The sequence below is a fragment of the Mediterraneibacter hominis genome (assembly GCF_014287475.1).
In the GTDB taxonomy this organism is placed as follows: Bacteria; Bacillota; Clostridia; order Lachnospirales; family Lachnospiraceae; genus Mediterraneibacter; species Mediterraneibacter hominis.
Genome location: NZ_JACOPF010000001.1, coordinates 1068707 through 1092371 on the forward strand (window position 1 = coordinate 1068707; position 23665 = coordinate 1092371).

Consider the following 23665-nt stretch of genomic DNA (forward strand, 5'->3'; position numbering starts at 1 on the left):
TTAATAATTTTTCAAACATACATCTGTCCATTGATTCGTTTTGTTACTTTTGACACATGCCTCTACAATCTTAGATACATAACAACCATCGGAAAACTCCGGACTTTTCATTGATATATTTTTTTGTGACAAACTCTGGTAAAAAATTTTAACTCCATTCGTTAACGCATCTTTCCATCCTACCGGATGTCCACTTGGCAAATCAACGAATTTTCTTACTTCATTGGACAGATTTTCCGGACCTGCACAGAGGATTTCATTTCCTCTGTCTCTGTGACCTATCCACAGTTTGTCTGGATTTTCCTGTGTCCATTCACAAGATTCTTTTGTACCGCTAATCAACAATTTCAACCCATTCTTTTTCCCGGCACATACCTGCGTAACATTTATCGTTCCTATCGTTCCGTCTTCCAGACGAAATAAAATATATGCCGCATCCTCATTTTCTACACTTATTTCCTTTGTGCCCACAGGCTCATTGTTTTGTTTATTGTTTCCAGAAAATGTATCCCCTTGTCCGGCATACTTTCTATATGCATATTGTCTATGGAATTTGGCATAAACAGATACAATTCTCTGTTCTGTCACATATTGAATTGTATCAAAACAATGCGAGCCTATATCTGCCACCGCTCTGGATTCACCTCCTTTTTCCGTCTGTATTCTCCAATCAAAGTCCGTGTCATATAATAACCAGTCCTGTAAGTATTCTGCCTGGAGATGACTGATTTTTCCTAAATGGTTATGTATATATCTATCGTGAATTTCTTGAACCATTAAGTTATTTCTATAATTAAAATTAACTGCTGTTCTTTTTTGTTTTTCACAGGCGAGTCTAACTAATTCCTCCCCCTCTTCCGAACGCAATGTCAATGGTTTTTCACTATACACATGACAATTATAGTTTAAAATCATTTTGTTGATATCATAATGCATAAAATTAGGTGTACAATTATGCACAACATCTAATTTTTCTGTCTGCAGCATCTGACTGCAGTCCGTATAAAAATTTTCTATTCGATTGTCCCCACACCAGCTTTCCATTTCTGCATTTGTATCTGCCGCTGCAACGATTTCTACACTTGGTATTCTCCGCAGAGCCTCTATATGTTGTTTACCTATGAACCCTAATCCAATCACAGCTACTCTAAATTTCTGCATGTTATACCCCTTTCTCTGGATAAGCAACAAATTGCTTTAAGTATTCTCTGCTGATCTTCAAAGCGTTTTCAATACCCTCTTTGCTGTTTTCAAAAGACTTATCTTCAATTTCTATACAGGCGGGACCATCATATCCGACTTCCAACAACGCCGCAATATACTCTCCCCAGTCTACATCTCCGTGTCCAGGAATTCTTGGGGTCATATAAGATAATGGAGTCGCTAACACCCCCACCTCACTCCTAGCGTTCTTATTTAGTTTTATATCTTTATAATGCACATGGAATATTTTATCTTTAAATTCATAAACAGGCTTAATATAATCTATTTCCTGCCATATAAAATGAGATGGATCATAATTTAGTCCCAGATTAGGACTTTTTAATTTTTCAAATAATTGCCTCCAGATAGCCGGTGATATTGCAATATTTTTCCCGCCCGGCCATTCATCCTCTGTAAATAGCATAGGGCAATTTTCAATCGCAATCCTCACTCCTAAATTTTCTGCAAAATTCAAAAGAGGATTCCAGACTTTTTCTGCCAGTTTTAAATTCTCTGGCACATTTAGCTGCGGAACTCTTCCTATAAAAGTAGTCACCATATTTACATTCAGTTTCTTTGCCGCTACTATAACTTTTTTTAAATGTTCAATATACTGCGTTCTTTTTTCTAAATCCGGTTCTAACACATTTGGATAATATGCTAATGCAGATATTTCTACTTTCTTTTTTTTACAGTATTTCAAAATATGTGTTATATATTCATTATCCAGTTCATCCACATCAATATGTGTAACTCCTGCATAGCGCCTTTCAGCCTTTTCTCTGGGCCAGCAGGATACTTCTATACATTCAAACCCATTTTCAGATGCAAAGTCAACGACTTCTTCAAATGAATATTGATCCATAACAGCCGTAACAAATCCCTGCCTCATATAAACTCTCCTTTCTTATTTTTTACTTTTTTATGTAATTTTTACATTATAATTATATTATTAATTGACATTCTTTTCAATAGCATATATAATTTTCATTAATATAAGCAATATACTCTTTTATTTTTAAGCATTTTCACTAATTATAATGTAAATTTTACATTATATTGTAACAGGAGGTTATTATGGCTATTTCAAAAACTGTATCTATCGCAAAGATTGCTAAGCAAGCAAACGTATCTATTGCAACCGTATCACGTATCATAAATAAAAGTGGACGTGTAAAGCCCGAAACTGTACAAAAAGTAATGCAGGCTATTTCGGACTTTGGCCTAACTCCAAAAGATTTCCATATATTGGAAAATGACAGCAGCCGGAATGCAATCCTTGTATGTTTCCCGGATTTTAGAAATCCCTTTTACGCCGATATAATTGACGGAATCCAAAAAGCGGCTGCCTCTAGAGGATTTCGTACCTTTTACTATGAGGCATCCGATTATAAAAATGCATTAAATGAATATGAAATTATCATGGAACAGAACAATTTTGCCGGACTACTTCTGGCTCACAATATTCCGGATGAAGAAAAGCTAAGCAGATTACGCCTAAAATATCCTGTTGTAATGTGTTCTGAACATTGTAATGCCCCAGAGATTTCATTCGTGTCGATTGATGATATATATTCATCACAAATTGCGATCAATTACCTGCTTTCTACTGGCAGAACCCGTATTGCATTAATAAACAGTATGCTAACAAACGCCTATGCCAGATTCCGAGAAAAAGGATTTCTGGAAGCATTATCAAAGGCTGGTTTAATTCCGAATAATGATTGGATCATACATATATCCAATATTGATTTTGATATAACCGTTTCCGTTATATCAGCCTTGTTAAAGGAACAAGATCGTCCTGATGCTTTCTATTGCGTATCTGACGTTTGTGGAGCAGCCGCGATAAAAGCCATCCAAAACAGTAATCTACGGGTGCCTGAAGATATTGCCGTAATCGGATTTGATAATATCGATTTGGCTAAAATGGTAGTGCCCTCCTTAACTACCATTAGCCAGCCTAAAATGCAAATGGGACATCAATCATGCGAATTATTATTAAATTTAATAGAAAATCCATCTTCGCCAACCCAGCACATATTGCTAAATACAGAACTAATCGTAAGAGATTCCACATGAAAATGAATAAGTAACCTCTTTGAACACAAAAAAGGCGTTGATATTTTATGTTTCAACGCCTTTTGCATATTCTTTCACCTATTTACAAATATAAATAACATTCATTTCCGTCATTTATATTTTTCTTATTTCATTTTTTCAACCCGTTCTTGAATCGTCTTATTAAAGTTCTCTATACGCCGGCTGTAAATTTCAGACATATATTCAGAGTGCAGCATAAAATCTGCCGTCGCCAGATTATTGGCGATTGGAATATCATATACAACTGCAATACGAAGGAGCGCCTTAACGTCAGGATCATGCGGCTGCGCCTCTAATGGATCCCACAGAAAAATCATAAAATCAATCTGTCCTTCTACTATTTTTGCACCGATCTGCTGATCTCCGCCCAGCGGCCCGCTGCAATATCCTTTTACCGGAAGTCCTGTGCGCTCAGAAATCAGTCTCGCAGTCGTTCCCGTACCACACAGGAAATGACTTTTAAGCACTTCCTTATTTCTGTCACACCAGTCCACCAACTCTTTTTTCTTTCCGTCATGCGCTACCAACGCAATATGTTTTGCTTTTCCTATTTCCATTGTCACATAGTTTTCATTTAACATCCTATTCCCTCCTGTCTGTTACGGAAGTTCATCAGGTAAGCTGCTCCATCGAACCAAATCGAAGCGAAGCCAGAAGACCAACCGCTACAGTTACCATAATACTATAAATCAGTAAAATTGGAAATATCAGATTCATATTTACAAAAATTCCTATAAGCACTGCCACTATTGCTCCCATCCCCAGCACTGTCATCTGGATACATGCCCGCACCAGATTCTGTCCTGTTTTCCCCAAAACATCTCCAACCAGACACTGGGCGATTACTTTCGTGTACATCCGGTTTGCCTGCAGTGCAGTATAAATCAGAATACACAAAATCACATACACGGGCTGTATTTTCCAGAAAAATCCCATTGGAATACATAGAAGGCTGCCATCCACAAGCGCTTTTATATGTTCTATCAATGTAGAATACCACAGCTTTTTAAACGCACTGTCCGGTATCATAAATAAATATGGAGTTTTCAGCTCATTCTCCCATTTTCCAAGATACCCCGTCATCACAAGGGAAATATAGGCCGCCATCCCAAGCAGGAACATCTGAGGATATCCGGACTCTATCGCATTTTTTCTCATTGCATATGCAAAAAACACTCCGAAAAACAGGCAGAATACACTTATCTTGGAAAAAATAAAGTATTTCTCTTTCTTATATTCGAGAAGCTGCCTGTAAAATATTGCTTTTGCGCCAGATGCCTGTATTGTTTCTGAAATTTTCCGGAATTTCTTTTTCTTTTTTTCAATTCCCATGACCATTTCGCCGTTCTTCTTTCTTTTCTTCATATCGGCATAGTCATCTGCAAATTTAGCTGCGTCCTCATAGTATCCTCCGCCGCAGTCCATTTTCACTGCAAGCCCTGCCATAAAGAATACTGTAAGCATATATAAAATAGAGCAAACAATATTCAGCATGTCTGGCCCTAACAAAATCAGACGATAAACAGCAATACTCCACCCTACAACCGGAAAAATCTGTAACCCTTTCCAATCTATGAATCCGCGGGCAGATTCCATGGAAATTCCTTCTTTTCTGAAATACAGGACAATCACTATGGTAATTGCTATAAGAAGTATTTTTATTCCCCTACAGATTCCCTTCATCAGCTTTTCCGGCAGACGGTCATTTGCGTAAATTGTCACCATCACAGAGACTTCCAGAACGGTTTCCAGTACACATCCCGCCAGAAAAAACAAGCCCACCTTCCACGGCTCTACCTGGAATACAGTCAGTCCTGCAACTGCCAATATAATCCAGACAATAACAGAAAATACATAATTCATCCAGGCGCCATGTAAAAGTATGAGTTTCGGGTTAATTGGCGCAGTAAAGACGAAATGTGTATGTGCAGGACGGAAAATAACTCCTTTTCTTGAAGAATACATCATAAAATTACTCAAGGTAATATAAATCGCCCACAGCGTCATAATGATAACCAGCCCGCTGCTGGAATTAAACCGGACTCCCACAGCTAATCCTGCCAGCATGGCAAATAGAAAAATGCCATATGCCACTCCAAAGATAAGCGCGATCAGTGTAACCGGCTTTTTCACTGCTTTCTTTATGCTGTTCACAAAGCTTCGTTTCGTCAGATACATCAATGCTTTCATTCTTTTTCACCACCTGTCAGTTCAAAGAACAGATCATCCAAATCTTTATTTCCTACATCCTCTTTCCGGTAAGCCCCTATTATATGGCTCTTTTCCATTACAAACATGATATCCCATATATCTTCTACCATTTCCAGCATATGTGTGCTGATTAAAACAGTTACATTCTGTTCTTTTAGTTCCAAAATCACTTCTTTTAATTCTTTAATCGCTTTTGGATCCAGCCCTACCATTGGCTCATCCAGCAGTATCACTTTAGGATGCACACAAAGCGCACAGCAGATGCTTACTTTCTGCATCATTCCTTTAGACAATTCATTGCCCAGCTTTTCCTGCTTATCGTCCAGTTCAAAACGTTTCAAAAGTTCTTCTACTTCCCCGTCTGTTATCGTGCTGTCATATGCCCTGCGCATATATTCGATATGTTCTCTGACTGTCAGCGCATCAAACATTGCCGGAATTTCCGGTACATAGGCGAATTGTTTTTTTGCCTCCAATGTTTTTGCGGGATTTCCCTGTATTTTAATCATTCCCTGATACCTAAGGAGTCCCGCTATAGATTTGATAATTGTAGATTTTCCTGCTCCATTTGGTCCAAGAAGAATTCCGATCTTTCCATCCGGCACCGATAAATTCACCTGATCTACTGCCAGATGCTTTCCATATTTTTTACTCAATCCCTGTATTTCCAGCATAATACCCTCCTACATAAAAGCAATAAAAAGTCCCGTTTATTGTATTATTAATTTAATACAATAATACGTGACTTTTCTTTTTTTGTCAATCTTTTTCTCTTTTAGGTCAGAAAATTTGTAACCGTTCAGCCCGCGCCATTCGTAAAACCGCACTGCGTACTTATCGTGGCTGCCGCCACCGTTTTACTCATCGACGGGCGCTTAAGCTCATACAGATGTACGCTCGCAAAAACATGCAGGCATGTTTTATGCTTCCCGCACACTGTATGGCTGAACTTTTACGAAGATTTTATAGTTCAAATACTTCTCCATCCTCTGGAACATACAGGCTGCCACTGTAAAATTCTTTTCCTTCTTCACAATATAATTTTTTGCGTTCTGCTATGTGCGTGTCTTCTGTATGATAGAGAATTAAATTCGGAATTTCAAGCTTTTCTGCGAGCTGACATGCTTCTCTCACTGTACTGTGGTGTTTTTCATACGGATGAAATTTGTCCGCCTCTTTATACAGGCAGAATGCCTCATGCATCAGCCAGTCGCTCCCTTTTACATATACTTCTTCGCATACATTATACGGCTCATCTCCACAACAGGAAAGCTTTTTCTTATCTGGAAGAATCATAGAAAACCCAAACTGTTTTGCCTTTGTTGATCCAATATCAAAAAATGTCACCGGACATCCAAGAATTCCCCTTGTCTCACCACTTTTAACAGGAGTCAGACAGATTCTTTCACCGATATGCTTCGCCACTTTTTTTTCGATAGTCAGACTGGTTATCGTTTTAATAACCGTAACAAGCTCATTATGACAGTATATATGGAGTACCCCCTCATATTTTCCCTGATTTATTTTTTGTCCAATCATACGCACCAGCCAGATGAGTCCGAGCAGGTGATCGATATGCTCATGGGTAATAAAAATATCGTGTATTTCCTCCAAAGCAATTTCTTTCTCCTTTAAGATTTTTAGTATCTGGTTGCCTCCTCCTGCATCTACCAAAAAATGCTTTTTATTATCGGAAATTACAAAGCAAGTATTGTAACATTCTGTAACCAGCGCATTGCCTGTCCCTAAAATTGTCAGTTTCATCCCTGTATACTTCCTTCCTCATAATACTTAATTAGTGCCTGTGTTCCCATTTCCCCAAACCCTTCTGCTTCGAGTTCTTCGTAATTGGCAAGAGTCTGACTTAAAACACCCAGATCCAATCCGCTCATATTCGCCTCAATCAATGCCAGCTTCATATCTTTTACAAAGTGTTTCATAAAAAATCCCGGCTCAAAATCTCCCGACACAATCTTTTGGCCCAGAGTATTAAGCTGTGCGCTTCCTGCCGCCCCAGTTGATACAGACTCCAATACGGTCTCAAGATTTAAACCTTTTGCTTTTGCAAACGACAATGCTTCGCAGACGCCTGAAAGTGTACCCGCAATCATAATCTGATTCACCAGTTTACAATACTGTCCGCATCCAGCCTCTCCCTGGTAATTAATATTCGTTCCCATCGCCTGAAAAAGCGGCAGACATTTTTCAAAAACTTCTTTTTCTCCGCCTACAAGAATAGAGAGGGTTCCTGCTTTTGCCCCGGCGTCTCCGCCCGTCACCGGTGCATCCAAAACAAAAAGAGACTTCTTTTTGCCTTCCGCATATATTTTCTTTGCAATCTGAGGACTCGTCGTAGTCATATCAATCAGCACAGTCCCTGACTTCACACTGTCCATAATATTTCCTTTATCAAAGTATACTTCTTCTACATCTTTCGGGAAACCTACCATCGTAATTACTGTATCTACTGTTGATACACATTCCTTTATACTACTGTGAAATCTGGCTCCCTCTTGTATTACATCTTCTACTTTTTCTTTTTTTCTGGCATAAATATGGAGTTCATAGCCTGCCTTCATCAGATTGCGCACCATAGATTTCCCCATAATACCAACACCGATAAATCCGATTCTCTTCACTTATAGTCCCTCCTGTCATTTCTTTCTTTTCCTACCTTATCATACTTTTTTCAACCTGTGAACTTTCTTTCATTTTTTGTTACTTATTACATTTTTTTCAGAAATATTTCTACTTTTTTATTATCTATAACATATAAATTCTTTTCTTTTCTGTTATACTTAACCTAGCGTCGGTGTACAAAGGGCAATACGGTCGATGAAGGACAAAATTACGCGATTTGAGGCGTGTTGCCCCTTGTACACTGACACTAGTATCTCCCATAAGATACTGCCAAAATAACTGCCAGATTTTCCTCGCGGCAGCTACAGCCTCATATACAAATATACACAGTTGAACGGCTGCTTCGCGAGAATAAAAAAACAGGAGGTTATACTTATATGAAAGTTGTCCTTGCAATTGATTCTCTAAAAGGCAGCCTTTCCTCTATACAGGCTGGAAATGCTGTAAAAGAGGGGATTCTCAAAATTCACCCTCATGCAGACGTCATCCTAAAGCCTCTCGCAGACGGAGGCGAGGGTACAACAGACGCACTCATTGAAGGACTGGGTGCAAAGAAAATAAATATCACTGTAACAGGGCCTTTGGGTTCTCCTGTCCATGCATATTACGGACTGCTGCCTGACACCAATACTGCTGTAATGGAGATGGCGTCCGCCGCTGGAATCACGCTTCTTACAGAATCTGAAAAAGATCCTCTTCGCGCGACTACTTACGGAGTCGGCGAAATGATCAAAGACGCTGTACAAAAAGGATGTCGTGATTTCATTATTGGAATCGGAGGCAGCGCCACCAACGATGGCGGCATTGGTATGCTCAAAGCTTTGGGATTCTCTTTTTTAGATAAAAATGGAAAAGAAACACTGGAGGGGGCGCAGGCATTAGATACAGTTTCTTCGATTGATATTTCAAACAAATTACCGGAATTATCTGACTGTCGTTTCCGCATTGCCTGTGATGTAACCAATCCTCTTTGCGGTGAAAATGGGGCCACTTATATTTATGGTCCTCAAAAAGGAGTTACCGACGAGTTAAAGCCTGTTTTAGATTCTGCCATGAACCACTATGCACAGGTTGTAAATCAGACATTCGAAAAGGACTTTTCCTGTTATGCCGGTGCAGGAGCTGCCGGCGGGCTTGGATTCGCCTTCTTAAACTTTTTGAATACCAAGCTCATACCTGGAGTAGAATTGATTTTAGACGCCGTACATCTGGAAGAAGATGTAAAAGATGCGGACATTGTCGTTACCGGAGAAGGCCGGATGGATTCCCAGACTGCCATGGGCAAGGCGCCGGTTGGAGTTGCCCGCCTTGCTAAAAAATATGGGATAAAAGTGATTGCGTTTGCCGGAAGCGTGACCCTAGACGCTTCCGCCTGCAATCAAGCTGGAATCGACGCTTTCTTTCCTATAGTCCGGGGGGTTACAACATTAGAAGCTGCCATGAACCCTGAAAATGCATATGCCAATATGAAAGCGACTGCTGAACAAGTATTCCGGCTGTTATAAACATTCGTAAACACAAGAGCTCTCTATGTTTTCTTAGTCATAGAAGGCTCTTTGTGTATACTTAGCGGCAGCTTTCGCTTCTTTATCTTTTCTCTACTATTTCTCCTTGTTTTTTATAGATACTTCCTCCCGGCACATATCCTCTTACAGAGGAAAGTGGATAAATATTGCTGTGGCTTCCCACTACAGTTCCCGGATTCAAAACACTTCCGCATCCTACTTCTACCTCATCCCCAAGCATCGCTCCAAATTTCTTCATGCCTGTTTCTATATTCTCTTCCGGGGTCTTTACAACAACCAGTTTCTTGTCTGATTTTACATTGGAGGTAATCGAACCGGCGCCCATATGTGATTTATACCCGAGAATCGAGTCTCCCACATAATTATAATGTGGTACTTGTACTTTATTAAATAAAATGACGTTTTTAAGCTCTGTAGAATTGCCTACTACAGCTCCTTCCCCTACAATCGCATTGCCGCGGATAAATGCACAATGTCTGACTTCCGCATCCTTTCCAATAATAGCAGGGCCGTTTATATAAGCTGTCGGAGCTACTTTTGCCGATTTTGCAATCCACACATTTTCTCCTCTTTTTTCATACTCTTCCTCGCTTAATTTTTCTCCAAGCTCCAGAATAAAGCTGCTGATTTTCGGCAATACCTCCCACGGATATGTGACCCCTTCAAAAATCTCCTTTGCAATGGTTTCCTCGAGTGTGTAAAGCTCTCCTACTGTAAGTCCTTTCATGTTTTGTCTCCCTTCTTTGCTTTTTTCTTTTTATAAAATACAGCCGCAGCTTCATAACAGCTGCGAAGCTGATATTGGTTATTTAAACCTTTTACGCCGTTTGTCCGGCTTACAATAAAATGATCCAGCTTCTGCATATATTCTTCTGGGGTAATGCTTCCCTCTGCCACATAATTGAGGCCCTTCTCCCAGCTCGCTGTCAGTTCCGGATTTAAAAGTGATTTAATTGAATGGTTCACTACCTCATAGACCATTTCCCCCTGTAAGGTAGGCGTAATAATCTGCGTCTTTTTATTCAAGTCCAGATAGCTGATATGAATCAACTTTTTCAAAATCTCTGCCCTGGTAGCACTTGTCCCGATTCCGCTGCTTTTAATCTGCGCCCTTAGCTCCTCATCCTCAATCAATTGCCCTGCGTTTTCCATCGCCAGGATCATAGAGCCTGAATTATATCGTTTTGGTGGAGAAGTCTCCCCTTCCTTAATTTCCAGAGACTGAACCGGCAGAACATCTCCTTTTTTTAATTTTTTAATGACTGCCAGCATCGTGCTGTCTAAATTCTGCTCCTGCCCTTCCTGATTCTGCATACTGTCTTCTTCTGCTCTTTTTTCTGTATCTTTTTCACTTTCTTTCGCTGGTTGTCTGTCCTGCATCGGCTTTACAACTTTTAAATATCCTTCCTCCACAAGTACCTTAAAGCTGGAAAAAAACTGCTCCCCCCGGATTTTTGTAACCACCGATACTTTCTGATATACTGCAGGCGGATAAAAAATACTCAAAAAACGCCGTACAATACAATCATACACTTTTTTTGCCGTATAAGACAGTGCAGACAATGCTGTCAGCCCCTGTCCCGTCGGTATGATTGCATAATGATCCGTAATCTGCTTGTCATTGACATACCTTGTTTTTGCTAAATTTTTATAGCTTCCCAACTGAAGAATGTCCTGCAGATACGGCGCAGCCATCTGATATTTTGACAGTCCGTTTAAATTTCTTGTAATCTCTTTGGCAACTGCATTGGAAAGCACCCTGGCGTCAGTTCTTGGATAAGTAACCAGTTTCTTCTCATATAGCTCCTGCACAATTCTAAGTGTTTCATCTGGACTTAACTTAAACCTTCTGGAACAGTCATTCTGCAGTTCTGCCAGATTATAGAGAAGCGGTGCATTTTTCTTTTCCTTCTTTTTTTCTACCGATTGCACCATACAGGTTACAGGTTTTTCCTCTGACAGATATGCAATCAGCTCTTTTGCCTTTTCTTCTTTTTTAAAGCCGTTTTCTTTATATAAATCATAGGATTCAAAATAACGTGATCCTGTTACGGCACGCCATTCCCCTTCAAATATTTGTCCGGACGCATCCACAGCACTGATCACACGATAAAACGGTGTTTTTACAAACTCCCGGATTTCACGTTCTCTGCGTACAACCATTCCCAACACACAAGTCATCACCCTGCCTACCGATACGACAGCATATTTTGTGTTCAGATAGCCTGAAATACTGTTTCCATATTTCAAAGTCAATAGCCTGGAAAAATTAATTCCCATCAAATAATCTTCTTTTGCTCTTAAATATGCCGAAGCACTTAAATTGTCATACTCTGACAAGTCCTTTGCTTCCCGTATTCCCCGCAAAATTTCTTCCTCTGTCTGTGAATCAATCCAGACACGAAGACGCTTTTTCCCCTCCACATGCGCTTCCTGTTCGACCAGTCGGTAAATATATTCTCCTTCCCGTCCAGAGTCTGTACAGACATAAATTTTTTCTACATCTTCTCGTGTCAAAATCCTTTTTACAATCTCAAATTGTTTTGCTACATTTTGAATCACTTCATATTTAAATTCTTTCGGTATAAACGGCAGAGTCTGCAAACTCCACCGTTTCAATACAGGGTCATATTCCTCTGGATAGCTCATTGTCACCAGATGTCCGACACACCATGTCACAATTACTTCCTCCGCTTCCAGATACCCGTCTTTTCTCTTTGTATTTAACTTCAATGCTTTTGCAAATTCCTGTGCCACACTGGGCTTTTCCGCTATATATACTGATTTTCCCATTCTTTCCTTTGCTGTCATCCTACCGTTTCAGCCAGTGCTTCACCTTCTCGAACACCGTCTTTTTCTTCTGTGGATATACCCGCCTGGAATTCATCGCCTCTTTCATAAATACTTCCTGCGAATTAACAGCTCTCTCATCGCCTTTCTTCTTTCTATAGGTTCCGTCACTTGCCATCTCCCTTGCCTTCACATTGTCGGACAGCATAATATTTAAATTTCTTATCAGACGTTTCTTAATATCTCTGTCATAAATCGGACATGCAATCTCTACTCTTTTTTCTGTATTCCGCGTCATCATGTCAGCAGAACCAATATATACCTTTGCCGCCTCTCCCGTTCCAAAGACAAATACTCGTGGATGCTCCAGGTAACGCCCCACTATGCTGGTCACTCTTAAGTTCTCCGTCTTTTTCGGTATCCCCGGAAGTATACAGCAAATCCCTCTTACAATCAAGTCAATGTGCACTCCCGCCTGGGAAGCCTGAGCTGTTTTCCGGATAAAGTCAATATCTGTAACCGAATTCATTTTCATCACAATTCTGCCTTGACTTCCCTTTTTTATCTCTTCCTCCATCAAGGCAAGCACTTTCTGCTTCAGGCTGGTCGGTGAGACAATCAAATGCTGGTAAGCTCCGTTCAAATTACTGATAGACATATTTTTGAAAAATACAGCGGCATCCTCGCCAATCATCTGATTTCCCGTCAACAGAGAATAGTCCGTATACATTTTCGCTGTTTTTTCATTGTAATTCCCTGTTCCAATCTGTGTAATATATCTGATTTCATTTTTATTCCGGTATGTAATCAAGCATATTTTAGAATGTACCTTATACCCTTCAAATCCATAGATAACCCTGCACCCCGCCTCTTCCATGCGCTCCGACCAGTCGATGTTATTCTGCTCGTCAAAGCGGGCGCGCAGTTCAATCAGCACCGTCACTTCTTTGCCGTTTTCCGCAGCGGCACAGAGATATTCCACAAGCCTCGCCTTCTTTGCAAGACGGTAAATTGTGATTTTAATCGTAATGACATTCGGATCAACCGCTGCCTCTTTCAGCATTTTCAAAAACGGATCCATACTTTCATACGGATAAGACAGCAATATATCTTTCTTCTTCACCTGCGCCATGACGCTTCCTCCGTCCAAAGCAGCACAAGGCTGGGGCGTAAATGGTTTGTCAATCAGAGAACGTTTCATGGCAGGCGGAACTTTATCTGCAATTGCGAATATATAGTCCAGCTTCATCGGCATTTTTGTCCGGAAAATACATTTTGGCGTAATATGAAACTTCTCACAAAAATATTTTTCCATCTCTTTGCTAAGAGGACTTGCTGTCTCCAGACGCACGACTGCCATTCTTCTTCTCTTATTCAGCGTCTCCTGCATAATATACCGAAAATCTTCATTATCCGCATACGCCTCGTCATCCGGCGATACGTCCGCATTTCTCGTCACACATATATAATTTCCATTTGACACTTCATACTGTTCAAAGACAAGATGCAAATACTCTAAAATCACTTTCTCCATCCGTATATACCGAATATCATGTCCCGGCAGATATAAAATATCAGAAATAAACTGAGGTACGGGTACCACTCCCAGCATAGATTTATTATCCATTTTCAAATCGGCTACCACATAGATTTCTTTGTTCAGCAGATGTGGAAATGGATGATTGACGTCTACGATTTGTGGAGAAAGTACGGGAAGTATCTGTTCTTTGAAATACTTCTTTACATACTTCTTTTCCTGCGCTTCCAATTCTTTAAAGTCCAGTCCGCACACACCATATGGATGAAGCTGTTTTTTAATTTCTGCGTACGTCTTATCCCGTTCCTTATAAAGAGGCGCTACTGCGGCATATATCGCATCCAACTGGCCTCTCGGCGTCAGTCCAGACTTTATATCCACTTTTTTATTATCCGCCTCCTCCATCGCATAGAGACTCCCGACACGAATCATAAAAAATTCATCCAGATTGCTCGTAAAAATTGCTACAAATTTCATTCTCTCCAGAAGCGGCACACTTTCATCCCTGGCCTCCTCTAAAACTCTTTGATTAAACCTAAGCCAAGATAATTCTCTGTTCTGCGTATATTCCAGCTTACCTTCACTCATATTTTTACTCCTCTAAATATTCCATCATACGTTCCAAATTTTCTTCCATCAGCTCATATCCATGTCTATAAAACGCCATCAATGTCTCTTTATTGCGCTCCAGTCTTGCCACTGGTTTCACAAGAGGCCGCAGTACGAATACCTTCTTTTCTCTCTCCAGATGTTCCAGATAATTCATGGTTTTATTATACTGAAAGCTTCTGCGCAAAATCGTGCGCACCAAATTTGGATAGGATTTGTATGCTTTGCGATATACATTTGCCATTCCCCTGGAAACTACTTTCTTACGGTATCCTGCGTTCCTTGTCAGTATCACTACGATTTTCTCATTTCCCGCCTTCTGCGCTCTTAAAATCGGAACCGAATCCGCAAGTCCTCCATCTAAATAAGGCACTTCCCCTATATTCACAATCGGGGTTACAAGCGGCATACTGCATGAAGCGCGGCAGATTTTCATAAGTCTTTCTTTTTCCGACCGTTCCTTCATGTACTCAGCTTTACCCGTTATACAGTTTGTCGTCACAATCTCACATTCCATCTCCGATTGAAAATACGTATCGTAGTCAAATTTGATTTTCTCATTTGGAAATGTATCAAAAATCAAATCCATATTCATCAGACTTTTCTCCTTGATAAATTCCCGAACCCCATAATAATAGCTGCTCCCTTTATCTGTCGGTATCATACAGTCCCTTGTCCTGCCCGGCTGTTTCGACACATAGTCTACCGCGTTGCAGGCGCCCGCCGAAACACCGATTACATGTGACATATATATATCTTTCTCCATCAGGTAATCTAAGGCTCCTGATGTAAATACACCTCTTGTTGCTCCGCCTTCTAAAACGATCGTTGCTTTCAACATAGAATCCCCTCGCTTTTTCTTTCCATTATATAACGTTTTTTTTAAATCGCAAACCTTAAATATTGTTAAATTTTTTTAAATCACTGTAAACCTTGCCATTTTCAGTAATCTCATGGTAATATAAGCGTTGGAATCTGTCTGAAAGGAAAAGTCAATTTATACCCTAAAGGGTACACCGTAATCCACTCCCTTTGGGAAAGCAGGCTTCGCCTGACAAGGTATACCCTAAAGGGCATACCGTAATTTATTCCCTTCGGGAGGGCGGGCTTTGCCCGATAAGGTATACCCTAAAGGGCATACCGTAATTTATTCCCTTCGGGAGGGCGGGCTTCGCCCGATAAGGTATATATGACCCGAACAACAGCCATTCTTTGGAACAATGTATAGAAAAAACATATAAAAAGGAGAATCCATATGATTAGTGCAAATAATATAACCCTTCGCGTCGGTAAAAAGGCGTTATTTGAAGATGTCAATATCAAATTTACAGAAGGAAACTGCTATGGTTTGATCGGCGCTAACGGGGCGGGAAAATCTACTTTCTTAAAAATCCTCTCTGGACAGTTGGAGCCTACCAAGGGAGAAGTTGCCATTACCCCGGGCGAACGGCTTTCTTTCTTACAACAGGATCATTTCAAATATGACGAATATCCCGTCCTAGATACAGTAATTATGGGAAATGCAAGACTTTATGAAATTATGAAAGAAAAAGAAGCTATTTATGCCAAAGAAGATTTTACTGACGAAGATGGAATACGAGCCAGTGAACTGGAAGGTGAATTCGCAACCATGAACGGATGGGAAGCGGAATCTGACGCCGCTACACTTTTAAACGGCCTTGGCATTGATACAGAACTTCATTCTAAATACTTAAAAGATTTAACTGGTCCGGAAAAGGTAAAAGTTCTTCTGGCACAGGCTTTATTTGGAAATCCCGACATTTTGCTTCTCGATGAACCGACCAACCATTTAGATCTGGACGCTATCGCATGGCTGGAAGAATTTTTGATTAATTTTGATAATACTGTCATTGTGGTTTCGCACGATCGGTATTTCTTAAATAAAGTCTGTACACAGATTGCAGATATAGACTATGGAAAGATTCAGCTCTATGCCGGAAATTACGATTTCTGGTATGAATCCAGCCAGCTTCTTATCCGCCAGATGAAAGAAGCAAACAAGAAAAAAGAGGAAAAAATTAAGGAGCTGCAGGAATTTATTTCCCGATTCAGCGCCAATGCGTCTAAATCCAAACAGGCTACCTCCAGAAAACGTGCTCTTGAAAAAATTGAGCTGGATGAAATCAAGCCTTCCAGCCGTAAATATCCATATATTGATTTCCGTCCGAACAGAGACATTGGAAATGAAGTACTGATAGTCGACGGTATTTCTAAAACCATTGACGGAGAAAAAATACTCGATAATATTTCCTTTACCTTAGGACATGATGATAAAGTGGCATTTGTCGGTGGAAATGAACTGGCTAAAACTGTACTTTTCAAAATTCTGATCGGAGAAATGGAACCCGATGCAGGAACTTACAAGTGGGGAATTACTACTTCACAGGCATATTTTCCTAAAGATTTTGGCGGTGAATTCGACAATGATTACTCTATTACAGAATGGCTAACCCAGTATTCAGAAAATAAAGACGCAACGTATGTACGCGGCTTTCTCGGAAGAATGCTCTTCTCCGGTGAGGACGGCGTCAAACGCCTGAAAGTGCTCTCCGGTGGTGAAAAAGTGCGCTGCCTGCTCTCAAAAATGATGATTTCCGGAGCCAATGTCCTGCTTTTAGACGAACCTACCAACCATCTTGACATGGAAGCAATTACAGCGCTCAACAACGGAATGATCAAGTTCCCCGGTGTTCTTCTGTTCACCTCCCGCGATCATCAGATTGTACAGACTACTGCCAACCGGATTATGGAAATCGTTCCAGGCGGAAAATTGATTGATAAAATCACCACCTATGATGAATACCTGGAGAACGATGAAATGGCAAGAAAACGCCAGACCTACTCCGTCCAGACAGAAGAAAATGATTAAAATATAAAGTTAATTGACAAAAGGTACGTGTGAAAGAGATGCTTTGCATCGTTCGTCAGGGCTTCGCCGAAATTCCTCACTCACGCAAAGCATCTCTTTCACACTCACACTTTCGCAGCTTAAGTTTATAGTTCCAGACGGAAAAATCGGCTTCACATTGCTACACATTTCCAATCAGAAGTAATAATAGATGCTTCTAAGCGGAGATTGCAGCAACGTAAAGCCGTTTTATTTTTATACATTTCAGTGAGGACACCGTCTCCCGATAGGTGAATCGAAAACTTTTGACCAGGAGTTTGCATCAACGGGTAGCCGATTCTGTTTAGTCTGAAATTATAAACTTAAGCTGGCGAAAGTGTAAGCGAGGGAGGGAGTGTGTTGCAAAAGTGAGGAATTTGGGCGAAGCCCTGACGAACGTTGCAATACACTCCCTCTTGCGCGGATCATTTTTGTCAGTTAACTTTATATTCTACTTTTTCTTTTTTCTCACGCTATAACCGAAGGTTCCAATTTTTTTCCCAAGATTTAGGTATTCTCCATGAGAGTATGCAATTAATCCGGTTTTGTTCAGTTCGAATTTATTTTGTTTATTCAAATAGGCCTCATCTGCCTGCACTGCCTGTACTTTTGCCAAAAACATATGATGGCTGCCTAATTCTTTTATCTCTGTAACCTTACACTCAATATTGACAGGACTTTCTTCGATTACCGGCGCCCATTTCAAGCTGTGTGCTTTCTTTTGTGTCAAAAAACATTCCTTCCATTTATCCGTATCTCTTCCAGAACGTACTCCACAGTAATCTGTTGCTCTGGAAAGCCTTTCTGTTGTAAGATTGATTACAAATTCTCCAGATTCCTGAAGCATATGATAAGAATATCTTTCCGGTCTTACTGAAATATATACCATCGGCGGATTCGTACACACTGTTCCAGTCCACGCGACTGTCAAAATATTGCTATTTCCGTTTTTATCTCCTGTGCTTACCAGCACTGCCGGAAGAGGATACAGCATATTCCCCGCCTTCCATATTTGTTTTCCCATCCTCTTTCCCCTCTTTTCTATTGCTGAAGCGCTCCTACCAGAGTAGGAACAAGCTGTTTTTTACGCGAGACAACACCTTTTAGCATCAAATCTGCTGTATCTTCTCTCAAATCATATGCATTGATAATTTTTTCTCTTGCCTCCATACCACAGCATAATAATTCAGATGACTCTGCGATAATGTCTGTCAGCATAAAGAAAATCATATCCAAACTATGGCTCTTTCGTGCTTTTTCCAAATGCGGCAGCACAATTTCTTTAATCTCTTTTAACTCATCTGCGCTCATAGAGTTAACCTGCCCCACTCCGAATACTGTATCATTGACTGTAAACTGCTTAAAATCCAGGAAGCAGATTTCTTCTGCCGTTTTTCCCTTCAGGTTACTTCCGGCATGGAACATTTCCTGTGCCAGCTCTTCAATCTCAATTCCCGCTATTCTTGCAAGATTTCTTGCACTCTGTTCATCCAATGGAGTGCACGTAGGAGAACGAAACATCAGTGTATCAGAAATAATTGCGGAACACAAAAGAGCCGCATTCTGGGCATCCACCAATATATCCTCCTCCTGGTACATCTGGTAAATAATCGTCGCTGTGCATCCAACCGGTTGATTTCTAAAGAACACCGGCCCCATTGTTTCAATGCTGCTGAGTCTGTGGTGATCGATAATTTCCAAAACCTCTGCCTCTTCCACTCCGTCAACTGCTTGGTTTTTCTCATTGTGATCTACTAGAATAACTTGTTTTTTTCTGCAATTTAACAGACGTCTTCTTGAAATAAATCCGAGGAAATTTCCTTTCCCGTCTAATATTGGAAAATCACGAAATTTCTTTCGCGCCATCACTTCTTTTACATCGTCCACATAATCCCTCATCCGGAAAGTAACCAGTCCTTCTTTACTCATAAAATGTCTGACCGGTATACTCTGGTTAATCTGCCTTGCCACTGTAAATGTATCATATGGAGTCTGAATCATAACAATCTGTCTTTCTTCTGCCTGTTGTATAATTCTATCTGCTATAGGTGCATTGTGGCATACTACAATACATCCAACATTTGCGTCTATTCCATACTGCTGTGCATCTGGCCGATCTCCTACAATCAGAAGATCATTTTCTTTAATAAATTCTGACATCAGCACCTTGCTGGATGACGCAATCGCAACCTTTCCTTTCTGGAGATAACTGTGTGCATTTCCTGTGATTACCTTTCCCCCTACTGCACTGGCAATATTCCTGTACTGCGTCCGCGCTGTAGAGAGAATGGTACTGTCATACACGTCCATATAAGAAGTGGCAATATCTCCAATTGTAATTAATCCTTCCAACTTTCCATTCCTGGTGACTGGGAGCGTTTTAATATTTAATTCCTTCATTTCTGCCCAGGCAGTTTTAATCGACACACTCCCCTGTATACCCTCCACATGTCTTAACTCCACATCTTTAATCTGTACACGCAAATCTGATAAAAGTGCAGGAACCTTCACGCCAAAACGTTCCAACACATACTGTGTCTCTTCATTGAGCTGTCCTGCTCTTCTCGGCGTATGTTCAATTCCAGTCAATTTTGTCTTTAAATCCGCATAGGCAATCGCCGAACAGATAGAATCTGTGTCTGGATTTTTATGCCCTACAACATATACTTTTCTTCCATTTTCTTCCTTTTTCATATTTTCCTCTTTTCTGTCATCCATTACAGTACACTTTACCAGTGTCTCATCAAATTCTTTTTCCTACAGCAATATATATGGGCTGATTTCAGAGCTGTCCAAGATATAGAACTGCTTTTTCACCCGCATCGACATTAAATGTATATATAGATTGCCATTTTTTAGATTATTCGTCAACCCTTTTTGCATTACGTTCCAATGCTGCTTTTCTTATATTTCTTTCGTTTCCCATTGCCAATCCCTAGTGTTTGTATCAAATTTTCAAGATTCTCTGTCTTTTTATCTATACATATGCTATACTGATTTTATGTAAAAAAATTAGATTGAGGTGCTACGATGAGCGAAGAATTAAAAGAAGAATTACAAACAAACGAACAAACAGAAACAATGGCAGATTACGAGGAGCATTTTGATGATGCCAATCCTTGGAACCGGGTTGTGGAATATATGGAAAACAAGACAATCCTTCCTGTAAAAGTAGAAGGTGTCGTAAACGGCGGCGTAATCGCTATGGTAGAAGGACTTAGAGGATTTGTTCCTGCCTCTAAACTATCCCTTTCCTACATTGAAGATTTGGAAACATATCTTTTAAAAGATATCGAAGTCCGTGTTATTGATGTGGATCAGGCAAACAATCGCCTTGTACTTTCTGCGCGTGAAATTCTGAAAGAAAAAGAAAAACAGGCGCAAAAAGAAAAAATTGCAAATATCAAAGTGGGTACTGTTATGGAAGGCACTGTGGAAACACTTCAGAACTATGGAGCCTTTGTCAAGCTGGAAAATGGACTGTCCGGACTCGTTCATGTTTCTCAGATTTCCCAGAAAAGAGTAAAAACTCCTTCCGATGTTCTGCATACAGGCGACAAAGTCAATGTAAAAATTATCGGTGTAAAGGATGGAAAAATCAGTCTGAGTATGAAAGCCCTGGAAGAAATTCCAGAGGAAAAAGTAGAAAAGGTAGAAATTCCAAAAAGTGAAAATATCGGAACAAATCTCGGTGATTTATTTAAAAACTTAAATCTGTAATACTGATTCATTATATCGGATTTAAACAGGAAAAGAATAGTATCAGATTCTTTTCCTGTTTTTTATTGTATAAGAAACTAAATATTAAGCGCACACGTTTTCTAAAATCTCTTCCAGAGCATTTTTACTACTTGTATGGCACCTTACAATGTCTACATTACATCTTCCTGCTTCTTCCACCGCACAGCGTACCATTTTATGTGACACCGTATTCGTAAAAAGTACGATTAAATCTGGACTGCCAATCTGCTTGCTTAAACTGGCTGACATCTGTGTAAATACTTTTGCTTTACATTTATATTGTTTACATATTTTTTTATATTGACAGACCATTCTGTCATGTCCACCAATGATCACAACACTCATAATAGCCTCCTTATACTCTGATAGATTTATAATATTTTTAAAGTTAGTTATAACTAACTTATGTGTATATAATACATGAATTGAGAACCAATATCAATATTTTTTTGTGATATTATTTCTCATTATTACCAAAATATAAATTTAATGAAGCAACAAGCAGTGCGAAAAGAGCAGAAAGCCCCTGCTTGCATGTAAGCAGGGGCTTTCTGCTTCTTTTCATTCGGCGACTGCCGATAGCGAAATGAAGCGTATGCGAAATTGAGCTGGCACTGCGGAAGCTGGCAAAATACCTTCCTCGTCTGGAAGAAAAGCTTTAACAGAAGGTACGCCAAAAACACTGTATCAGAACACAGGGCAGGACCCGTTTTACCTCATCCGTTCGCCTGGGTTTTTAGTGCAAAGCATCTGTGTGTCCATTGGAACACGCAGATGCTTTGCACTAAAAACCCAGGCGAACCGTATTCGGAAGGCAGCCTTGTTAGTAAAATTTTATTAAAAAGAAATCGACTTCACGCTGTCACGAGTTCCCAACCAGAAAAATTTGTTTACTTCCGATTGGAAATGTGCAGCAACGTGAAGTCGATCTCTTCCGTCTGGAAATATAAACTTAACCTGGCGAAAGTGTAAGCGAGGGAGGGAGTGTGTTGAAAAAGTGAGGAATTTCGGCGAAGCCCTGACGAACGTTGCAATACGCTCCCTTTTGCGCGGATCATTTTTGTCAGTTAACTTTATATTTCCTTTAACACAGAGGATATTTTTCTGTCAGTTCGGCTACCATTTCTTTTGCCTTTTCTACATTCTCTTCACTTTCAATTACCATCGCAATAATCTCTGCCACTTTATCCATATCTTCTTCTTTCAGGCCGCGGGTTGTCACTGCCGGTGTTCCAAGTCTCACACCACTTGTCACAAACGGAGAGCGTGGATCATTTGGAATCGTATTTTTATTACATGTCACGTGTGCATCATCCAGCCGTTTCTCCAGTTCCTTTCCGCTGACCTCTTTTTCCGTAAGATCTACCAACATAAGGTGATTATCTGTCCCGCCGGAGACAATTTTTACACCACGCTTAATCAGCCCTGCGCAGAGTGCCTTTGCATTTTTCACCACCTGCTCTTGATATTCCTTAAACTGTGGTTCCAGAGCCTCTTTAAAGCATACCGCCTTCGCGGCTATCACATGCATCAAAGGGCCGCCTTGTATTCCAGGAAATACCGCCTTGTTAAAATTGAATTTCTCATTCATCTCATTGCTGGAGAGAATCATTCCCCCTCTTGGGCCTCTTAATGTCTTATGTGTTGTCGTTGTCGTCACATGCGCATACGGAATCGGACTTGGGTGCAGCCCTGCTGCCACCAGCCCTGCAATATGTGCCATATCCACCATCAGATACGCTCCTACTTCATCTGCGATTTCTCGGAAACGTTTGAAATCAATTGTTCTGGCATAAGCGCTCGCACCTGCAATAATCAGCTTTGGCCTGCATTCTTTTGCAATTTTAAGGACATTGTCATAATCAATTACACCTTCTTCATTGACGCCGTAAGGGGTAATTTTAAAATACTTTCCTGACATATTGACCGGTGAACCGTGTGTTAAATGGCCGCCATGATCTAAATTCATTCCCATCACAGTATCTCCCGGCGTCAACATTGCGAACATCACCGCCATATTTGCCTGTGCTCCGGAATGAGGCTGTACATTCACATACTCGCAGTCAAAAAGCTTTTTCGCTCTTTCCCTGGCAAGATTCTCTGCCACGTCCACACACTGACAGCCGCCGTAATATCTCTTTCCCGGGTATCCTTCTGCATATTTATTCGTCAGAGGGCTTCCCATTGCTGCCATCACTGCCTTGCTTACCCAGTTTTCAGAAGCAATCAGTTCAATATGTGAGTTCTGTCTTTTCATCTCCTCCTCAATCGCCTCTGCAATCTCGGCATCTGTCCTCTTGATTTCTTCGAAATCGTACATTTTCGTATTCCTCCATATTATTTTATTCTGCATACCTTATCGGGCAAAGCCCCCTTAAGGAGCATAGACTGCGTACC

The 23665-nt window shown here is 40.4% G+C and carries 19 protein-coding genes; 4 read left to right on the forward strand and 15 right to left on the reverse strand.

Annotation, left to right across the window (positions count from 1 at the left end; all coding sequences use genetic code 11):
* Together H8S37_RS05270 and H8S37_RS05275 are read right to left on the reverse strand one after the other, a co-directional pair.
* Complete coding sequence (locus H8S37_RS05270; protein WP_186874957.1) at window positions 1-1161, reverse strand: Gfo/Idh/MocA family oxidoreductase; 1161 nt, start codon at window positions 1159-1161, stop codon at window positions 1-3.
* Between the two features lies 1 nt (window position 1162).
* Window positions 1163-2095, reverse strand: a complete 933-nt coding sequence (locus H8S37_RS05275; protein WP_186874958.1) for a sugar phosphate isomerase/epimerase family protein — start codon at window positions 2093-2095, stop codon at window positions 1163-1165.
* 185 nt (window positions 2096-2280) lie between these two features.
* Here H8S37_RS05275 and H8S37_RS05280 point away from each other — a divergent pair, with 185 nt between their 5' ends.
* On the forward strand, window positions 2281-3285 hold the full coding sequence (locus H8S37_RS05280; RefSeq protein ID WP_186874959.1) for a LacI family DNA-binding transcriptional regulator: 1005 nt from the start codon (window positions 2281-2283) through the stop codon (window positions 3283-3285).
* A gap of 125 nt (window positions 3286-3410) precedes the next feature.
* Here H8S37_RS05280 and H8S37_RS05285 read toward each other — a convergent pair whose 3' ends face one another.
* The 5 genes from H8S37_RS05285 to H8S37_RS05305 all read right to left on the reverse strand — a co-directional run bounded on the left by H8S37_RS05285 (window position 3411) and on the right by H8S37_RS05305 (window position 8156).
* On the reverse strand, window positions 3411-3887 hold the full coding sequence (locus H8S37_RS05285; RefSeq protein ID WP_186874960.1) for a methylglyoxal synthase: 477 nt from the start codon (window positions 3885-3887) through the stop codon (window positions 3411-3413).
* A 31-nt stretch (window positions 3888-3918) separates the two neighbouring features.
* Complete coding sequence (locus H8S37_RS05290; RefSeq protein WP_186874961.1) at window positions 3919-5496, reverse strand: putative ABC exporter domain-containing protein; 1578 nt, start codon at window positions 5494-5496, stop codon at window positions 3919-3921.
* Window positions 5493-6191 (reverse strand): ABC transporter ATP-binding protein, encoded by a 699-nt coding sequence (locus tag H8S37_RS05295; protein WP_186874962.1) that lies wholly within the window; start codon window positions 6189-6191, stop codon window positions 5493-5495. The genes H8S37_RS05290 and H8S37_RS05295 overlap by 4 nt, the downstream gene beginning before the upstream one ends.
* 289 nt (window positions 6192-6480) lie before the next feature.
* Window positions 6481-7281, reverse strand: a complete 801-nt coding sequence (locus H8S37_RS05300; RefSeq protein ID WP_186874963.1) for an MBL fold metallo-hydrolase — start codon at window positions 7279-7281, stop codon at window positions 6481-6483.
* Window positions 7278-8156, reverse strand: coding sequence for an NAD(P)-dependent oxidoreductase (locus H8S37_RS05305; RefSeq protein WP_186874964.1), 879 nt, complete (start codon window positions 8154-8156; stop codon window positions 7278-7280). The genes H8S37_RS05300 and H8S37_RS05305 overlap by 4 nt, the downstream gene beginning before the upstream one ends.
* Before the next feature lie 378 nt (window positions 8157-8534).
* Between H8S37_RS05305 and H8S37_RS05310 the strand changes: the two genes are divergently transcribed.
* Window positions 8535-9662 carry a glycerate kinase family protein gene (locus H8S37_RS05310; protein WP_186874965.1) on the forward strand — a complete coding sequence of 376 codons (1128 nt, stop codon included), beginning with the start codon at window positions 8535-8537 and terminating at the stop codon, window positions 9660-9662.
* 82 nt (window positions 9663-9744) lie between these two features.
* Here H8S37_RS05310 and H8S37_RS05315 read toward each other — a convergent pair whose 3' ends face one another.
* From H8S37_RS05315 to H8S37_RS05330, 4 genes are read right to left on the reverse strand one after another with little or no spacing between them, the layout of a single operon-like run.
* Window positions 9745-10410, reverse strand: coding sequence for an acyltransferase (locus tag H8S37_RS05315; RefSeq protein ID WP_186874966.1), 666 nt, complete (start codon window positions 10408-10410; stop codon window positions 9745-9747).
* Window positions 10407-12476 carry a DNA topoisomerase gene (locus H8S37_RS05320; RefSeq protein WP_186874967.1) on the reverse strand — a complete coding sequence of 690 codons (2070 nt, stop codon included), beginning with the start codon at window positions 12474-12476 and terminating at the stop codon, window positions 10407-10409. Before H8S37_RS05320 ends, H8S37_RS05315 begins: the two co-directional genes overlap by 4 nt.
* Window positions 12477-12495: 19 nt before the next feature.
* On the reverse strand, window positions 12496-14598 hold the full coding sequence (gene ppk1 / locus H8S37_RS05325) for a polyphosphate kinase 1 (RefSeq protein WP_186874968.1): 2103 nt from the start codon (window positions 14596-14598) through the stop codon (window positions 12496-12498).
* Window positions 14599-14602: 4 nt separating this feature from the next.
* Entirely contained in the window at window positions 14603-15460 is an 858-nt protein-coding gene (locus tag H8S37_RS05330; protein WP_186874969.1) for a patatin-like phospholipase family protein, read from the reverse strand.
* A 414-nt stretch (window positions 15461-15874) separates the two neighbouring features.
* On the opposite strand from H8S37_RS05330, the gene H8S37_RS05335 reads away from it, so the two are divergent.
* The gene (locus H8S37_RS05335; protein WP_186874970.1) at window positions 15875-17509 is read left to right on the forward strand and encodes an ABC-F family ATP-binding cassette domain-containing protein; all 1635 of its coding nucleotides are present in this window, start codon (window positions 15875-15877) and stop codon (window positions 17507-17509) included.
* A 469-nt stretch (window positions 17510-17978) separates the two neighbouring features.
* Here H8S37_RS05335 and H8S37_RS05340 read toward each other — a convergent pair whose 3' ends face one another.
* Both H8S37_RS05340 and H8S37_RS05345 read right to left on the reverse strand, forming a co-directional pair.
* Window positions 17979-18551 (reverse strand): flavin reductase family protein, encoded by a 573-nt coding sequence (locus H8S37_RS05340; protein ID WP_186874971.1) that lies wholly within the window; start codon window positions 18549-18551, stop codon window positions 17979-17981.
* A 17-nt stretch (window positions 18552-18568) separates the two neighbouring features.
* A complete protein-coding gene (locus H8S37_RS05345; protein ID WP_186874972.1) occupies window positions 18569-20221 on the reverse strand; it encodes a putative manganese-dependent inorganic diphosphatase in 1653 nt (550 codons plus the stop codon).
* Between the two features lie 336 nt (window positions 20222-20557).
* On the opposite strand from H8S37_RS05345, the gene H8S37_RS05350 reads away from it, so the two are divergent.
* On the forward strand, window positions 20558-21247 hold the full coding sequence (locus tag H8S37_RS05350; RefSeq protein ID WP_186874973.1) for a S1 RNA-binding domain-containing protein: 690 nt from the start codon (window positions 20558-20560) through the stop codon (window positions 21245-21247).
* Between the two features lie 84 nt (window positions 21248-21331).
* Here H8S37_RS05350 and H8S37_RS05355 read toward each other — a convergent pair whose 3' ends face one another.
* Both H8S37_RS05355 and glyA read right to left on the reverse strand, forming a co-directional pair.
* Window positions 21332-21613, reverse strand: a complete 282-nt coding sequence (locus H8S37_RS05355; RefSeq protein WP_186874974.1) for a DUF2325 domain-containing protein — start codon at window positions 21611-21613, stop codon at window positions 21332-21334.
* 739 nt (window positions 21614-22352) lie between these two features.
* Entirely contained in the window at window positions 22353-23588 is a 1236-nt protein-coding gene (gene glyA, locus H8S37_RS05360) for a serine hydroxymethyltransferase (protein WP_186874975.1), read from the reverse strand.
* Window positions 23589-23665 lie beyond the last annotated feature (77 nt).

Bases quoted from the DNA above. Each gene is read 5' to 3' on its own strand.
- H8S37_RS05310 (WP_186874965.1), top strand. From the start codon at position 8,535: ATGAAAGTTGTCCTTGCAATTGATTCTCTAAAAGGCAGCCTTTCCTCT.
- H8S37_RS05275 (WP_186874958.1), bottom strand. From the start codon at position 2,095: ATGAGGCAGGGATTTGTTACGGCTGTTATGGATCAATATTCATTTGAA.
- H8S37_RS05320 (WP_186874967.1), bottom strand. From the start codon at position 12,476: ATGGGAAAATCAGTATATATAGCGGAAAAGCCCAGTGTGGCACAGGAA.
- H8S37_RS05295 (WP_186874962.1), bottom strand. From the start codon at position 6,191: ATGCTGGAAATACAGGGATTGAGTAAAAAATATGGAAAGCATCTGGCA.
- H8S37_RS05330 (WP_186874969.1), bottom strand. From the start codon at position 15,460: ATGTTGAAAGCAACGATCGTTTTAGAAGGCGGAGCAACAAGAGGTGTA.
- H8S37_RS05355 (WP_186874974.1), bottom strand. From the start codon at position 21,613: ATGAGTGTTGTGATCATTGGTGGACATGACAGAATGGTCTGTCAATAT.
- H8S37_RS05345 (WP_186874972.1), bottom strand. From the start codon at position 20,221: ATGAAAAAGGAAGAAAATGGAAGAAAAGTATATGTTGTAGGGCATAAA.
- ppk1 (WP_186874968.1), bottom strand. From the start codon at position 14,598: ATGAGTGAAGGTAAGCTGGAATATACGCAGAACAGAGAATTATCTTGG.
- H8S37_RS05270 (WP_186874957.1), bottom strand. From the start codon at position 1,161: ATGCAGAAATTTAGAGTAGCTGTGATTGGATTAGGGTTCATAGGTAAA.
- H8S37_RS05285 (WP_186874960.1), bottom strand. From the start codon at position 3,887: ATGTTAAATGAAAACTATGTGACAATGGAAATAGGAAAAGCAAAACAT.
- glyA (WP_186874975.1), bottom strand. From the start codon at position 23,588: ATGTACGATTTCGAAGAAATCAAGAGGACAGATGCCGAGATTGCAGAG.
- H8S37_RS05280 (WP_186874959.1), top strand. From the start codon at position 2,281: ATGGCTATTTCAAAAACTGTATCTATCGCAAAGATTGCTAAGCAAGCA.
- H8S37_RS05290 (WP_186874961.1), bottom strand. From the start codon at position 5,496: ATGAAAGCATTGATGTATCTGACGAAACGAAGCTTTGTGAACAGCATA.
- H8S37_RS05300 (WP_186874963.1), bottom strand. From the start codon at position 7,281: ATGAAACTGACAATTTTAGGGACAGGCAATGCGCTGGTTACAGAATGT.
- H8S37_RS05350 (WP_186874973.1), top strand. From the start codon at position 20,558: ATGAGCGAAGAATTAAAAGAAGAATTACAAACAAACGAACAAACAGAA.
- H8S37_RS05315 (WP_186874966.1), bottom strand. From the start codon at position 10,410: ATGAAAGGACTTACAGTAGGAGAGCTTTACACACTCGAGGAAACCATT.
- H8S37_RS05335 (WP_186874970.1), top strand. From the start codon at position 15,875: ATGATTAGTGCAAATAATATAACCCTTCGCGTCGGTAAAAAGGCGTTA.
- H8S37_RS05340 (WP_186874971.1), bottom strand. From the start codon at position 18,551: ATGGGAAAACAAATATGGAAGGCGGGGAATATGCTGTATCCTCTTCCG.